The following is a 14668-nucleotide window of genomic DNA, read 5'->3' as shown; positions in this document are numbered from 1 at the left end:
TCAGGACGGGCGCGCCGCGAGCGGCAGCGCCGTGGTACATTTAATCTCTTCCATCGAGAAAGCCGAGCTCACATCAGTGAGACGAATCGAGCGGATGAGGCGGCGATACACGGCATCATAGGCTGCCATATTCTCGACACGCACCTTGAGCAGGTAATCGACATCGCCCGTCATACGGTAAAATTCGACGACCTCGGGGATGTCGCGTACCGCCGCGTTGAGCATGTCGAGCCATGCCTCGCTATGCTCGGACGCGCGCATGCTGACGAAGACGGTCAGGTCGAGGCCTAGCGCGCTCGCATCAAGGATCGTCACCCGCTTCGATATCACCCCGCTTTCCTCGAGGCGCTTGATCCGTCGCCAGCAGGCATTTTGCGACATATTCGCCTTTATCGCGACATTGGCGACCGACAGCGTAGCATCCTCCTGGAGAATACCCAGTATCCGGATATCGGCATCGTCAAGCGAAACACGGCTCATCGCTTCTCTCCTTCAACAAGGTCACCAACCGCGCGCAAAGCCAAGGCCGGTCGCAAGGCGGGCGTCATCTCCTCCACGTCATGCTCACCGGCAGGGTCGTTTGCCGGCCCCATCCGCGCGATCGCGGTCGTCGCGGCGACGTCCATCGTCACATTGCCAACCGTGCGCACAAGATCAGGGATCATCTCGACCGCTATGAGCAAGGCGAGCGGTTCAATCGGAATGCCCATGGCAACGCAAATCGGAGCGATCGAAGTGAGGAAGCTGACCTGCCCGGGCAGGCTGACCGATCCGATCGTCGTGACCGCGGCCACGACTGCGCCAGTCGCGATGGTTGAGGGCGCGAGCGATATGCCGAGCCAGTGCGCGACATAGATGGCGACCGCGAGGTTCATCGCGGGGCTGGTGACGCGAAAGATCGCTACCGCGACGGGCAGCGAGACCCGCGCGACCGATCGCTCGACACCGAGATCGGCCGATGCCTTGAGCATCGGTGGCAGCGAGGCGAGCGACGACTGGGTGCTGAGCGCGACCGCCTGTGCAGGTGCAACCGCCTTCGCGAAAGCGAGCAGGCGAACCCGCCCACCGAGCGTCGCGACCGGATAGGCGAGCGCCCAGGCCGCAAGGCCCGCGCTCGACACGATGACGACATAATGGGCCAGTGCGCCGATCGCCGACGTTCCCGCCCTTGCACCGACAGCAAAAGCCAGCGCGAGAACGCCGATCGGCGCGAGCGCAAGCACCCAGCCGACGATGATCAGCACGGCATTGGCAATCGTATCGAAAAATGCGGTGACCGGTTCACGCTGGGTTTCCGGCAGACGCGCGAGCGCAACCGCAAACACCGCGGTGAACAATATGAGCGGAAGCAGCGCATCATTGGCCGCCGCCGCGATCGGATTGGTAGGCACGATCGACCGCAGGAAAGCAGCGATGCCGATGATTGGCGCATCGGGGGTGACGGAAGTCTGAAGACTGGCAGACAGTGATCGCGCGGCCTCGGCCGGCATCGGCCATGCGGCAAGCAACGTCGGTACGAGCACCGCCGCCATGGCGGTCGAAATCCACAGGAGGCCGACAAAGATGACGACCGAGCGCAATGCGACCCGGTCGCCGCGCGCGCTGTCGACCGTCCTGGCGATCCCGGTGACGAGAAGCGAGACGACGAGCGGGACGATCGTCATGCGCAGCCCGTCGAGCCAGATTCCGCCGACGCTGTCAGCGAGTGCGACGGCGTCGGCAAGTCCGGCAAGCCCCAGACGCGTCCAGCTGACCCCCAGCGCGAGCCCGGCGACCAGCGCCGACAATATGAGCCAGGTTCTCGCCATGCGACCACTCCTCCTGCCTCCACGCCAAGGGAGGCCCCCTGACTTTGACGCGGCTCGCGTCAATCACCCCATCTCCCCGGCGTCGATTCCGCGACGAATTCTCCCGCGACTGGCCCAATATTGCATTTCGAGGACGAATCCGGGACAGCGAATTCGATCGTTGCTAGCCTATGGATCGGGTTCATCGAACATATAATCTGAAAATTGACAGTTTATTGGTTCAAACATACCAATATTTCGGAATATCACTCCAAAGTCGGTGATGAATTCACCACGGCTCCCGTGTCATAAAATGTCTCCACAAGGGGACGTGCGATGACATTCAGCGCCTATGGGCCAGATTACGGGAATGAAAACGTCGTAACGGACGACGCTTGGCGGACGATCGACGTCGCCGGCCCCGCCCTCGCGAAATCACCCGTCGAAACATCTCCGGCCACGACCGGTGCGAACACCGGCGCCAATCTGATCGATGCCTTCTGGCCGCATGTGCCGCTGCTGCGCAAATATCTGCGCCGCCGCGTTCCAGCCTCGGATCTCGACGATGTGTTGCAGGATGTTTTGCTGAGTATCGTTCGCCGCGCCGACGCCGCCGTCGTCACTCATCCCAAATGCTACCTCTTCCAGGCCGCGCAAGCAGCACTCATCGATCGCCATCGCCGTCAGACCACGCGCCGCGCAGCCTGCCATTGCCAGCTCGATGAACCCGACCACCCCGTCGACGAGATGTCGCCGCTTCGCATCCTGCTCGCGCGCGACGAGGTCAGAGCGGTCGAGGAAACGCTGGGCCAGCTTCCCAAACGAACGCAGGAAATCCTCGTCGCCATTCGCGTCGAAGGCTCGAGCCTCAAGTCACTCGCAAGCCGCTACAATATCTCGACGAGCGCGATTGAAAAACATGTGACCAAGGCTGCCAAGGCCCTGTCCGTCGCCCGCCGTAGCGACCTTGTCGTTGCGCACCGCCTGGGCCCCTCGCGGCAGCGGCAGAAACTCCTCTCCGCTTCCATCCAAGAAAGTGAATGATCGAATGACGCTTTGCAGCAAGGTCCACGAGCAAACGCGGCTGATCCATAGCGACAGCCCGTGCGACGCGCTCGCGCGGACACCCAGCCCTCCCGTGCAGCGCGGCTCGACCGTGTTGCTCCCGAGCTGCGAGGCCCTCTATGACGGCGGCAGAGTGACCTATGGCCGCGTCGGCCTGTCGACGCAGCGAGTGCTGCGCGACGCACTGCGCGATCTCGAGAACGCCGACGAAGCTTTTATTTACCCGTCCGGGCTGACCGCCATTACCGGCACGCTGCTCGCCCTGCTCTCGGCGGGTGACGAAGTCCTCGCCTGCGATACCGTCTATAATCCGACCCGGCGCTTCCTCGCCGGAACCCTCGCACGCTACGGTGTGCGTGCCCGCTATTTCGATCCGGCCGACGATGCCGAAGCTATCCGGGCTATGATCACCCCCGCCACCCGCGTGATTTTCCTCGAGTCCCCGGGCTCGCTGACCTTCGAAATGCAGGACATCCCCGCCATTGCCGCGATGGCGAAAGAAGCCGGCATCCTGACCGTGATCGACAATACCTGGGCGGCGGGCGTGCTGTTCAAGCCGCTGGACCACGGCGTCGACGTCAGCATCCAGTCGCTCACCAAATATGTCTGCGGCCATTCGGATGTCTTCATGGGGCTCGCCGCAGCGAAGGGCGCCGCCGTCGATCTGCTCGCCAGTTCGAGCTACGAAACCGGCTGGGCAGTCTCGCCCGACGACGCCTATATGGCGATCAGGGGCCTTCGGACGCTTCACACGCGGCTGGCCCAGCATGGCGTGGCGGCGCTCAAGGTCGCCGAATGGCTCGAGTCGCAGCCCGAAGTCCATTCGGTCATGTGCCCGGCACTGCCGAGCGATCCCGGCCATGCGATCTGGAAGCGCGACTTCACAGGCATTTGCGGGCTGATTGGTGCGGTTCTCGAACCCGCGTCCGACGCAGCGGTCGCGCGCATGGTTGAGCGGCTCGGGCTTTTCGGGCTCGGTTTCAGCTGGGGCGGTTTCGAGAGCCTCGCCATTCCGAGCAATCCGCAGCTCAAGGCACGGACCCACAAGCTGAGCTATCCGGGGCCGCTGTTAAGATTGCACGTCGGGCTCGAAAGTGTGGATGACCTCATCGCGGATTTGCGGCAAGGGCTCGACACCCTTTCCCAGAACATCGCCACTTCGCAGCGCAAATTGCGGGCAGCCGGATAAGCGCCGAAAACGGCGGATCATATGTAGTAGGTTCAATTTGGGGGACATTTTTCCGTGTTGAGGAGCAAGACCATGAAAACAACGAGCAAACTGCTGATCGGTGCCTCGTGCATCGCCGCGGCGATGTCGACACCCGCCTTCGCGCAGGGCGCTGGCGACGATGCCGACGATGCCGCTTCGTCATCCGAAATCATCGTCACCGGATCGCGCGGCCAGGGCCGCACGGTCATTTCGAGCCCGACGCCGATCGATGTGATCGGCGGCGAAGAACTCGAGAAGCTCGGCGGGGGCATGCAGCTTCGTGACGCGCTGACCCAGCTCGTACCGTCCTTTCAGTCAACCACGGTCGGCAGTTCATCGTTCAACAGCCTGACCCGTCCAGCCGGGCTACGCGGACTCTCGGGGGTCCATGTCCTTGTGCTCGTCAACGGCAAACGCCGCCACAACAGCTCGATCATCGACTTCAACTCGGGCGCGACCTCGCAGGGCGGCAACCCGGTCGATCTCGATCTCATCCCTTCGAGCGCGATCGAGCGCATCGAAGTCCTGCGCGACGGCGCCTCGGCGCAATATGGCTCCGATGCAATCGCAGGCGTGATCAACATCATCCTCAAAACCAATGACAGCGGTGGCCGCGGCAGCATCGAAGCCGGTCAGCGCTACGGCCGCGACGGCAGCGGCAGCGATGGCGAAACCATATCGGGCAGCATCTCGCACGGCTTCGCACTCGGCGACGGCGGCTCGTTCACCCTGTCGGTCGAAGGCAAGAAGGCGAAAGCCGCCATCCGCAACACCGATGTGACAGGCCGGCTTTATCCGCTGCTACCGGGCGGTGCACAGGACCCGCGCGAATTGACCGCAAACCGCCGCACCTATCTCGGCGGCCTCCCCGAAGTGACGGACGTCAAGGTCGCGCAGACCCTCGTCCTGCCGCTCGGCAACGTCACATTCTACTCCGACGGCACGTTCGGGTATCGCGATGCACGCGTCGGTCAGGCCGGCCGCCGCCCGAGCAGCAACCAGAATATCCTCGAGATTTATCCCGACGGCTTTTCGCCCTTCTACACGCTGAACGAAACCGACTTCCAGCTGACCGGCGGCCTGCGCGGTGAAGCAGGCGGCTGGAACATCGATCTCAGCAGCACCTACGGTCGCAACTATGCGAAGAATGGCGCCGAAAACACGCTCAACGCGTCGCTCGGACCGTCGAGCCCGACCGAGTTCAAGACGTTCAGTTCGGCCTTTGACCAGTGGACCAACAATCTCGACCTCACGCGCCGCCTCGAGTTCGGCGGAGACATGGCGCTCCAGGTCTCGATGGGTGCAGAATATCGCTACGAATCCTATGTCACCAAGCCGCTCGATGTCGACAGCTACCGCAGCGGGGGCTATTTCTACCCGACCGGCGAATTCGCCGGAAAGCCCGCACAGGTCGGCGCACAGGGCGCAATCGTTGTCACCCCCGAGGATGCCGCGAACGTGAACCGGAACGTGTGGGCAGGCTATGTCGACCTTGCCCTCGACGTCTCACCGCGCTTTCTCGTCACCGCCGCGGGCCGTTTCGAGCATTTCGACGACAGCTCGGGCAGCGTCTTCAGCGGCAAGGTCAGCGCGCGTTACGAACTGACCGACTGGCTCGCGCTGCGCGGGGCATTCAGCAACGGCTTCCGTGCACCGTCGCTCGCCCAACAGGATTTCGCGCAGACCTCGACGTCGATCAACCTCGTCGGCGGCGTCTATATTCCGGTCCTCACCAAGATCGTGAAGACGGGATCACCGGTCGCGCAAGCGCTTGGCGCCAAACCGCTCAAGCCTGAAAAGTCGAAAAACTACAGCCTCGGCTTCACATTGACCCCGGCGGCGGGCCTGACGCTCTCGGTCGACGCCTACCAGATCGATCTCGACAATCGCATCACCCTCACCGGCCTTTTGTCAGGCAATGGCATCAAGAATATCCTAGTCGCCAATGGCTTTTCGGGTGATCAGTCGGTGCGCTTCTTCACCAACGCGGTCGATACGCGCACCCGCGGTATCGACGTGGTCGGAACCTATGCGTTCGACGTCGGCAGTGCCGGGCGCCTGCGCACGAGCGTCGGGTTCAACTACAACGACACCGACATCAAGAAGATCGCCGCCAACCCGCCCGAACTCGCAGGCCTCGGCCTGACCTTGTTCGACCGCCGCACGCAGGGCTGGTTCACCGAAGGACCGAAGACCAAGCTCATCCTCGGCGCCAATTTCGAATCGGGTCCGTTCGCGATCAACGTGAAGGAAACCCGCTACGACAAGTTCCGTTCGCTCGATAATGCCGCGGCGAACGACCAGAGCTTCGGCGCCAAGTGGATCACCGATCTCGAAGTCTCCTATGGGGTAACAGAGAAATTGCGGGTCGCGGCGGGCGCCTATAACATCTTCGACGTCTATCCCGACCGGACGACCATCGCCAACACGATCGGGCTCGCGCCCTATGGCGCCGGACCGTTCGGCCAATATGGCGGATACTACTATGGCCGGGTTTCGCTCGATTTCTGATCTGCCCCCTTCACCCGGCGGCCTGCATCATGCGCCATGAGCTGATGCAACTGCTGTCGTGGGTCGTCCTGTCCGCCGGCATCGCCGGCGGCGGGGCGACCGCGACCCCCCGTCCGGCCTTCACGGCGGTCCAGCCCGGCGATTTCGCCAATGCGGGATCGCTCTCGAACAGCTGGGCGGATTTCGACAATGATGGCGATCCCGATCTTGCGGTCTCGCTCAAGAACGGCGAGATTCGTCTCTACCGCAACGATGGCGGCGCCTTCACCAACATCGGCCCCACGCTTGGCCTTCCCGTCTCGGGCGCCGAAATGCGCGGCCTGTCGTGGGGTGACTATGACGGCGATGGCTGGTTCGACCTCTACGCCGGCGCTACCAGGGCTACCGAAGCCAACCTCCTGTTCCGCAATGAAGGCGGTCACCGCTTCTCTCGCCAGGACTTCGCGCCCGCAGCGGCCGGACGCTCGGCACGGCAATCGAACTGGGTCGATTATGACAATGACGGCGACCTCGACCTTTTCACCACCGATCGCGCCGGGCCCAATGCGCTGTTCCGCCAGGATACAGGCCGTTTCGTGCGCGTCAGCGCCGGGCAGGCGGGCGACGACGTGCGGCCGACCGTGGGCGCCTGCTGGTTCGATTATGACCGCGACGGCGATCTCGACCTTTTCCTCGCCAACCAGGCGGGCGCGACCGATGCACTGTGGCGCAACGATGGCGACCGTTTCGTCGACGTGGGCCCCTCACTGGGCATGGATCGTCCGGGCCGCACGGCCGAGGAAGGCAGCGTCGGCTGCGCAGTCGGCGACTATGACAATGACGGCCATCTCGACCTCTTTGTCGCAAGCTATGGCGTCAACATCCTTTACCGCAGCTTGGGCGATGGACGCTTCGAAGATGTCGCCCAGCAACTGGGGCTGGCCGAAAACAATCATGCTGTCGGCGCCGCATGGGGCGATTTTGACAACGACGGCTGGCTCGATCTGTTCGTGGCCGCCTACACTGGCAAGTCGGGCCAACAGCAGCCCGCCAACCGGCTTTTCCGCAATCTCGGCGGCAAGGGCTTTGCCAACCTCCTGCCCCCGGGCGCGGCGCTCAACGTTGCGGATCACGGCGTCCAATGGGTCGACTATGACCGCGACGGCGCGCTCGATCTCTCATTGACCCGCGGCTACACCGACACTGGCGGGCATTTCCTCTTCCACAACGACCTAGGCAAAGTAGCCGCACGCCGCAGTCTCGCCGTGCGCGTCCTGGATCAGGCCGGACGCTTTACGCGTATGGGCGCCGAAGTGCGGCTCTACGACCGGGCCGGCACGATTCTCGCCACCCGCCAGGTGTCGACCGGCGGTGGCTATAACGCTCAAGGAACCCAACCCCTCCATTTCGGCCTCGCCTCGACGGCGCCGGTGACCGTGGAGGTCAGCTTCATGGGCAAGACGGTCCGAACGATACAAAGAATCAAGGATATTCGGCCGACGCGCTATGCCGGAACCGAGCTCGTCATCCGCGAACGACAGGCACTGCCCGAACCCTGACGCGCCGATATGCGCGCCGGTCTGTGGGCTAGCCGCCGCCCGCCAGATAGCCGAATTGCATGCGTGACGATGCATCGGGAACGGCGATCAGAGAAAGGCCGCCCTCGCCCCAAAACTTGCAGGGTGTGGCTTGCGGTTTGGCATGAGCGACGGCGGTGGGGCCCAATGGCGTGGCGACGATTCCTGACGGCAACCGCGTTTTCAGCCACGGGCAACCAGGAAAAGCGAAAGGGCCGGGATGCGAATCGTCTCCCTGAGACGCCAAGGGTCAACAAGCCCTATATTTCACAGAAAATGGCTGTTTCTCACGGGATGCTTCGAGATACCCGATGAAGAGAAATGGTGCCCGGGGACGGATTCGAACCGCCGACACTGCGATTTTCAATCGCATGCTCTACCAACTGAGCTACCCGGGCAATGCCGCTGCGACCGGACGGTCGTGCTGGCGAGCGGCGGCTATAGGCACGGCTTTCGTGCATGTCCAGAGGCTTTGTAACGGCTTTTTGCGCACCTAGCCTTCGTCGAAACGATCGTCGTCGGCGGTGCCGTCGGGCGCCTGGTCGACAGGCACGCGATAGCCCTCGCCAAACCAGCTCAAAAGGTCGCGATCGCGGCAGCCGCGGCTACAAAATGGCTTGAATTCCTCGACGCGCGGCTGACTGCACAACGGGCAGCGGCGCGGCTTGGCGTTCACATTATTGGGCATGGCCCACTCCTCTTACCTCGGTATTGGCGATCATTCTCGCCGGCCGGCCAGTACGTTTTTGCAGCGCATCGATCCATTCGGGCCGCGCAGTGATATGCTCTACTACAGCCGGGCGCGCCGTCAGTTGCAGCGCCCCTGCTCCCACCGCACGCTCGGCACACCGCAACAACAGAGCAGCATCGGTCGCGACAGGGTCGAATCGCACCTGCTCGATCAGCGAGGGCCGGTCGCGGCGGCGAATAATTTGCATCAGGCCGAAGCCGTTGACTCCAGTGCGCTCAAAAGGCTGCGGCAGCGTTTCGTCAATCAGCGCATCGATCGCCAGCCGTTCGGCCCGACCACCAAGTGAAGGAAAATCTATCCCGATCGATCCCCCGACGTCGCAGCGGCGGATAAGACCGACCGCTGCCTTCGCCCCTGCCTGCGCGAGCGCGAGCGCATTGCCATCGCCGTCGATGTCGATGAGCAGCATCGCCGGCGTCGCATCGACCCACAGCGCGCCGCCGGCGAAAGGCCAATGGCCAGCGCGGACATGATCGATCAGTTCGGACCAGCCTGCATGTTCCAGATGATCGACACCGGTCGGGCGCAGATCGACGACAGGAACGTCGCCGGCGGCAATTCGCGCGCGCAGATCAGGGCCGTCGCCGATCGCAGCTTCCGCTTCGGCAAGGCGCGTCCGCGCGGGCTTGTCGCGCCCGCGTTCGCGCAGCGCCATGCGGGTGACCTCAACGACCAGTGTCGCACCGATTGACGTTGCAGATGGCAGTTGGGCAAGCGTGGCCGTTGGCGTGCCCGGCCAGTCGAGCGCGACCAGCGCGCCCTTGCCGCCGCGGCCCGCCTCAATCAGCTTCGCGCGGACGATCGCGCCGATCCGCGGCCCTTCGCCATCGCGCTCGATCCGCGCTTCGATGATTTCACCATTGTCGACCAGCGCCGCTCTCGCCTCGCCGATCCCGGCTTCGTAGAGCCATTCAGCCAAGGGCTATTCCCGCGCTGGTCAGCAAGACCCCGGTTTCATAAATCGGCAGGCCGACGACGTTCGAATGGCTGCCCGAAAGGAAACGCACGAAGGTTTCGGCGCGGCCCTGGATCGCATAACCGCCCGCCTTGCCCATGCCTTCGCCGGATTCGACATACCAGTCGATCTCCGCAGCGGTCAGCACCTTGAACGCGACGACGGTGTCGACGACGCGCACGCGGGCGCGCCCATCGGTCCCGACGACGCAAATTCCCGAATAGACATGGTGGCGCCGGCCCGAGAGCAGGCCGAGCATGCGGCGCAGATCGGCCTCGTCGGCCGGCTTTTCCAATATGCGGCGCCCGACCGCGACGGTGGTATCGCCCGCGAGCACGGCCTCGTTCGGCGCGCGTTCGACCGCGAGCGCCTTGGCTTTGGCGAGCCGCGCGACATAGTCCCGGGGAAGCTCGGCCTTCAGGGGAGTCTCATCGATGTCGGGCGACGCAATGCGTACCGGCTCCACGCCGATTCGCGCCAGCAGTTCGCGGCGACGCGGCGAGGAGGAAGCGAGCACCAGCGCGGGAAAGTTCGCCGCGCTACTCACTTGAAGCGATAGGTGATCCGACCCTTGGTCAGGTCATAGGGAGTGAGTTCGACGAGCACTTCGTCGCCGACCAGCACGCGAATGCGGTTCTTGCGCATCTTGCCGGCGGTATGACCCAGAATCTCGTGGTCATTTTCCAGTTTGACGCGAAACATCGCGTTGGGAAGCAGTTCGACCACCTGGCCGCGCATTTCCAGAAGTTCTTCTTTCGCCATCAATCCTCAGTCGGGTCAAAATCGGTGATGGGCGCCCATAGCCGCGATTGCAGAAAAAGGAAAGCTGGCATCAAACGGCTCAGGACACGATCCGCAGCTTGCGCGCGACGCGCCAACCGATCGTTTTCGCCCGCGCATAACCCGGCCAGCGCGGCGGCATGGCAGGATCGAGCCCCATGCGACGCAGCGCAGCATTGGCGGCATGCGCTTCGGACTCGCGATAGCTCCATTCGCTGCGCCAGGTGATCGACAGCGAGATCGACGGGGCGTCGCCGTTCGTGACAAAATGCGGCGCCATCACGGGCATCAGCACCGCATCGCCTGGCACCAGCGGCACCTGCTGCGCATCATCGTGATAGTCATCGTGCCACGGCAAGTTACGGTGTCCGCCGCTATGATAGCGCTCATGCTCGCGGCGGTGCGCGAAGCGTTCGTCGCCGGCGGGCCAGACATTCATTATCTTCGCACCCCTGAGCTGGAGCAGGATATTATGTTCGGGATCGAAATGAAACGGCGTGATCGATCCGGGCGATGAAACGAAGATGAAGCCCTGCGGCGTCAGCATCGCGCCGGTGCGCGGCTCGACCACCGGCTTCAGTTCGCAGAGCAGGTCCATCAACAGCGTGCGATAGGCCGCGTCGCTTTCGATATTTTTGAGCACCGCCCAGCTGCGATTGGTGTCGATGGTGCGGATCGTTTCCCCGATCGACAGGCCGTTCGACGGCACATCCTCCGGGCGGATGCCGATGGGGACGTCCCCCGGATTATATTCGATCTGACCGACGGGGAGGCTTTCGGCGAGCCGCGCCAGAGCTTCAAGCGACAGCAATGGATGGTTGGGCAAATGATGGCGCAACAGCCCCGCCTGCGCCGGATAGAGCGTCGCCATCCGCACGAGCGTTTCGGCGGGAAAGACGGGAGCAGCGATGGTCCGGTGCCCGGTCATGGCTGATCCTGTGCGATGGGCGCGAGGGGCACGGGCCTTCGCCAGCGACGCCAGGCACGTTCGGCCCGGACCAGCATCGCAAAACGCAGCCGGTTGGCAGCACCCGAAAGCGGGACATTGACCCAGACGAGCCGACGCCGTTCGCGCCATACGCTGTCGATCATCGGATGGCCGGGGGCGGCGCAGCTGTCGACCCAGTCGATCCGCGCATCGTCCAGCAGAACAAGGTTCGCCTGTTGCAACAATACGCCTGGGGAGAAGCGGGCATAATCCTCATCGAACGCGGTCTTGAATGAAAAACCTCCCGGCGGGCATAGAAAATTGACGAGTATCGCAAGCGGACGACCGTCGAGATCGAGCGCGCGCATGTCGAGTTTTCCGGCATCGGCTGCGGCCGATAATATGGAGCGAAACCACGCCTCGGTATCATTCTGGCTCACGAGCGCCGAGCCGGCCCGCCCTTTCCAGCCGCGCGATTCGAGCTCAAGAAACGCATCGACCCACGGCGTGATCGCCTCTCCCTCCTGCCAGCAACGAAATGCGACGACGCCCTGCTCCGCCAGCCGGTTCGCCTGACGCCGCAGCTCCTTGCGCTTCTTGGCCCTCACCGCCATGTCCCAATAGGCTTCAGGCGACAGGTCGCTTTCGAGCAGCGCCCGCTCCTCTTGGTGGACGACCTCCGCCTTGCCGCCACGTACCCGCGCAACGTCAACCAGTGAGCGGTGCAGCGCCCCGCCCTCAGTCAACCGCGGCACATGCATCAGCGTGTGCGCCCAAGGCGAGGCGTCGCACCAACCGATCAAGATCGACCAGAACAGGCTTTCACAGCCTGCACGTACGAGCGGACTGCCGTGAAAATGATTGGCGTGCGTCCAACTCGTGACATGGCGCAACGGCAATCGGCCATAGCGGCGCGCGGGCGCCACCGGCATTATCCCGATCACCGCCCCATCGTGACCGTCGCGGACCATCACCAACCGCGCATGGCGTTCGGGATCGAGCAAATGCAGCGCCGATTGCAGGCACCAGCGTTCAGCAAAGGGATTGGGCTCGCTCGCCTCGTCGGCCAACCGGTCCCATGCCGCCGCGAGTTCGGGCGACAGGGCGAGCGGATCGACGATGCGCACGGTCAGCGGCGCAGCCGGAGCAGCGTCGAGGGGAAAGGCAGGATGGACCGTCATCAACAGCGCGCTAACAGCGAAGCGTTAAAAACGGGTGGCGCCACATCCTAGATCCCGAACAATTTGGCCAGCGACTTTTCGAGCATGAAAAATTGCCAGATCAGCCGGCCATGATCGCGACGGCCCGACTGGTGCGCGGCAACAATCCGCTCGATTTCGGCCATGTCGAACCAGCCCGAACGCGCCAGCGTCGATGATGCAGCCAATGCGCGCGCCTGTTCGACCAGCGGCCCGCGAAACCATTGCGACACCGGCGTCACAAACCCCATTTTGGGGCGATAAAGAATGTCGTGCGGCAGATAGCGTTCCATCGCCTGCTTCATGATCGCCTTCCCCGTCCCGCGCTTGACGCGCATCGACGCGGGCAAGCTCGCGGCGAATTCGACCAGACGATAATCGAGCAGAGGCTCGCGCGCCTCAAGGCCCACAGCCATGCTCATCCGGTCGGTCTTGGTCAATATATCGCCTGGCAGCCAGATTTGGAGGTCGGCATATTGCGCGCGGTCGAGCGGCTCGCGCGCCGGGGCGTCGTGCATCGCCTTCCAATAGCGCGTCTCGGCGACATGATCGCCCAGCGCGCGATGTGCGGCGTCGTTGAACAGCCGCGATCGTTGCTGGAGCCCCGTGACGCCGACCGCCTCGGCATAACCCTCCGCGCCGCTTTTCGACAGGCTGGCGAGCGTCGCGCGGGCGCGCAAGGGGCGCGGTGCCCAGTCCATCTGCGGCCAGATGTGCGCGAGCGGGCCAAGGACACCGCGGCGCAGGAAGCTCGGGATCAGTCCGCGCAACCGCTCCTCCTGATGCTGGAACACCAGCCGGCGGTACCCGGCGAACGCTTCGTCGGCGCCATCGCCCGACAGCGCCACTGTCACTTCCTCACGCGCGAGTTCGCACACGCGGTAAGTCGGCAATGCGCTCGCGTCGGCAAAGGGTTCGTCAAACATGTCGGCAATCTTGTCGACCAGCGCGAAGTCGCTCGCCGACACGGTGCGCGTGCGGTGATCGGTCGCGAAACGCCCGGCGATCTGCTGTGCATAGGCCGTCTCGTCGAGCGCCGCCTGGTCAAAACCGATGGTGCAGGTTTTGACCGCCTTCGAACTCGCCTCGGCCATCAATGCGACGACCGCGCTCGAATCCACCCCGCCCGAGAGGAAGGCGCCGAGCGGCACATCGGCGACCATGCGATCGGTCACCGCCTGGCGCATTAACCAGGTCAGATGCTCGGCCGCCTCGCCTTCGCTCGCGCGGATGCGGCGCGAGAAATCGGGCCTCCACCAGCAGGTCGGCGCCGGAACCGGCTTGCCGCGTTCGAGCAGCAGGAAGTGACCCGCAGGGAGCTTTTCGACCCCCGCAACAATGCAATTGTCATCGGGGACATAACCGAAGGCGAAGAAATCCTCGATGGCGGTGAGGTTGGCTTCCTGCCGAAGCAGCGGATGACGAAGCAGGCCCTTTAGCTCCGACGCAAAGGCCACCGACCCGTCGGACAGGCGAACATGGTGGAGCGGCTTCACCCCCAGTCGGTCGCGCGCAAGGAACAGGCATCCGCGCGCATGATCGTGGAGCGCAAAGGCGAACATGCCGTTGAGCCGCGACAGGCATTCGGGCCCCCACTGTCGCCACGCCGCGATGATGACCTCGGTATCGCCGCTGGTACGGAAACGGTGACCGCGATCCTCGAGCTCGGCACGCAACTCGCGGAAATTATAGATTTCGCCATTATAGGTGAGCGTGATCAGTTCATCATCGCTCGCCATCGGCTGCGGACTGCCCGCAATGTCGATGATCGACAGGCGCAGGTGTGCGAGACCAACCCCGGGCGCGGTCCATTCGCCCGATCCGTCGGGGCCGCGATGCTGCATCGGCGACAGCATCGCACGCAGCCGCGCGGGATCGACCGGCTTGGCCGTCTCCAGATGATAGATACCCGCAATGCCGCACATA

General features: G+C 63.7%; 13 protein-coding genes and 1 tRNA gene. 4 read left to right on the top strand and 10 right to left on the bottom strand.

The window, feature by feature from the left end; genetic code table 11:
* Together AC1RRJ_RS01680 and AC1RRJ_RS01675 are read right to left on the bottom strand one after the other, a co-directional pair.
* Window positions 1–480: an Lrp/AsnC family transcriptional regulator gene (locus tag AC1RRJ_RS01680; protein WP_493119971.1), complete on the bottom strand. Its 480-nt coding sequence runs from the start codon at window positions 478–480 to the stop codon at window positions 1–3.
* The gene (locus AC1RRJ_RS01675; RefSeq protein WP_493119970.1) at window positions 477–1808 is read right to left on the bottom strand and encodes a dicarboxylate/amino acid:cation symporter; all 1332 of its coding nucleotides are present in this window, start codon (window positions 1806–1808) and stop codon (window positions 477–479) included. Before AC1RRJ_RS01675 ends, AC1RRJ_RS01680 begins: the two co-directional genes overlap by 4 nt.
* 315 nt (window positions 1809–2123) lie before the next feature.
* Between AC1RRJ_RS01675 and AC1RRJ_RS01670 the strand changes: the two genes are divergently transcribed.
* The 4 genes from AC1RRJ_RS01670 to AC1RRJ_RS01655 all read left to right on the top strand — a co-directional run bounded on the left by AC1RRJ_RS01670 (window position 2124) and on the right by AC1RRJ_RS01655 (window position 8111).
* Window positions 2124–2831: an RNA polymerase sigma factor gene (locus AC1RRJ_RS01670; protein ID WP_493119969.1), complete on the top strand. Its 708-nt coding sequence runs from the start codon at window positions 2124–2126 to the stop codon at window positions 2829–2831.
* 4 nt (window positions 2832–2835) lie between these two features.
* Entirely contained in the window at window positions 2836–4041 is a 1206-nt protein-coding gene (gene metC, locus AC1RRJ_RS01665; protein ID WP_493119968.1) for a cystathionine beta-lyase, read from the top strand.
* 72 nt (window positions 4042–4113) lie between these two features.
* Window positions 4114–6573, top strand: coding sequence for a TonB-dependent receptor plug domain-containing protein (locus AC1RRJ_RS01660; protein WP_493119967.1), 2460 nt, complete (start codon window positions 4114–4116; stop codon window positions 6571–6573).
* Window positions 6574–6602: 29 nt separating this feature from the next.
* Window positions 6603–8111 (top strand): CRTAC1 family protein, encoded by a 1509-nt coding sequence (locus AC1RRJ_RS01655; protein WP_493119966.1) that lies wholly within the window; start codon window positions 6603–6605, stop codon window positions 8109–8111.
* A gap of 340 nt (window positions 8112–8451) precedes the next feature.
* On the opposite strand, the gene AC1RRJ_RS01650 is transcribed toward AC1RRJ_RS01655, so the two are convergent.
* From AC1RRJ_RS01650 to AC1RRJ_RS01615, 8 genes are all read right to left on the bottom strand, one after another.
* Window positions 8452–8527, bottom strand: a tRNA-Phe gene (locus AC1RRJ_RS01650).
* Window positions 8528–8622: 95 nt separating this feature from the next.
* Window positions 8623–8817 carry a DNA gyrase inhibitor YacG gene (locus tag AC1RRJ_RS01645; RefSeq protein ID WP_493119965.1) on the bottom strand — a complete coding sequence of 65 codons (195 nt, stop codon included), beginning with the start codon at window positions 8815–8817 and terminating at the stop codon, window positions 8623–8625.
* Complete coding sequence (locus AC1RRJ_RS01640) at window positions 8807–9799, bottom strand: ribonuclease (RefSeq protein ID WP_493119964.1); 993 nt, start codon at window positions 9797–9799, stop codon at window positions 8807–8809. The genes AC1RRJ_RS01645 and AC1RRJ_RS01640 overlap by 11 nt, the downstream gene beginning before the upstream one ends.
* Entirely contained in the window at window positions 9792–10382 is a 591-nt protein-coding gene (locus tag AC1RRJ_RS01635; protein ID WP_493119963.1) for a Maf family protein, read from the bottom strand. Before AC1RRJ_RS01635 ends, AC1RRJ_RS01640 begins: the two co-directional genes overlap by 8 nt.
* Window positions 10379–10597: a translation initiation factor IF-1 gene (gene infA, locus AC1RRJ_RS01630; RefSeq protein WP_010162480.1), complete on the bottom strand. Its 219-nt coding sequence runs from the start codon at window positions 10595–10597 to the stop codon at window positions 10379–10381. Before infA ends, AC1RRJ_RS01635 begins: the two co-directional genes overlap by 4 nt.
* Window positions 10598–10676: 79 nt before the next feature.
* On the bottom strand, window positions 10677–11543 hold the full coding sequence (locus AC1RRJ_RS01625) for a cupin-like domain-containing protein (protein ID WP_493119962.1): 867 nt from the start codon (window positions 11541–11543) through the stop codon (window positions 10677–10679).
* Window positions 11540–12724 carry a GNAT family N-acetyltransferase gene (locus AC1RRJ_RS01620; RefSeq protein ID WP_493119961.1) on the bottom strand — a complete coding sequence of 395 codons (1185 nt, stop codon included), beginning with the start codon at window positions 12722–12724 and terminating at the stop codon, window positions 11540–11542. The genes AC1RRJ_RS01625 and AC1RRJ_RS01620 overlap by 4 nt, the downstream gene beginning before the upstream one ends.
* 47 nt (window positions 12725–12771) lie before the next feature.
* A complete protein-coding gene (locus AC1RRJ_RS01615; protein ID WP_493119960.1) occupies window positions 12772–14667 on the bottom strand; it encodes an XrtA/PEP-CTERM system amidotransferase in 1896 nt (631 codons plus the stop codon).
* Window position 14668: the final 1 nt, after the last annotated feature.

This window comes from Sphingopyxis sp. GW821-FHT12C06 (genome assembly GCF_058807415.1).
The sequence above is the reverse complement of the archived record's forward strand: the minus strand, read 5'-3'. Positions and strand labels throughout refer to the sequence as shown.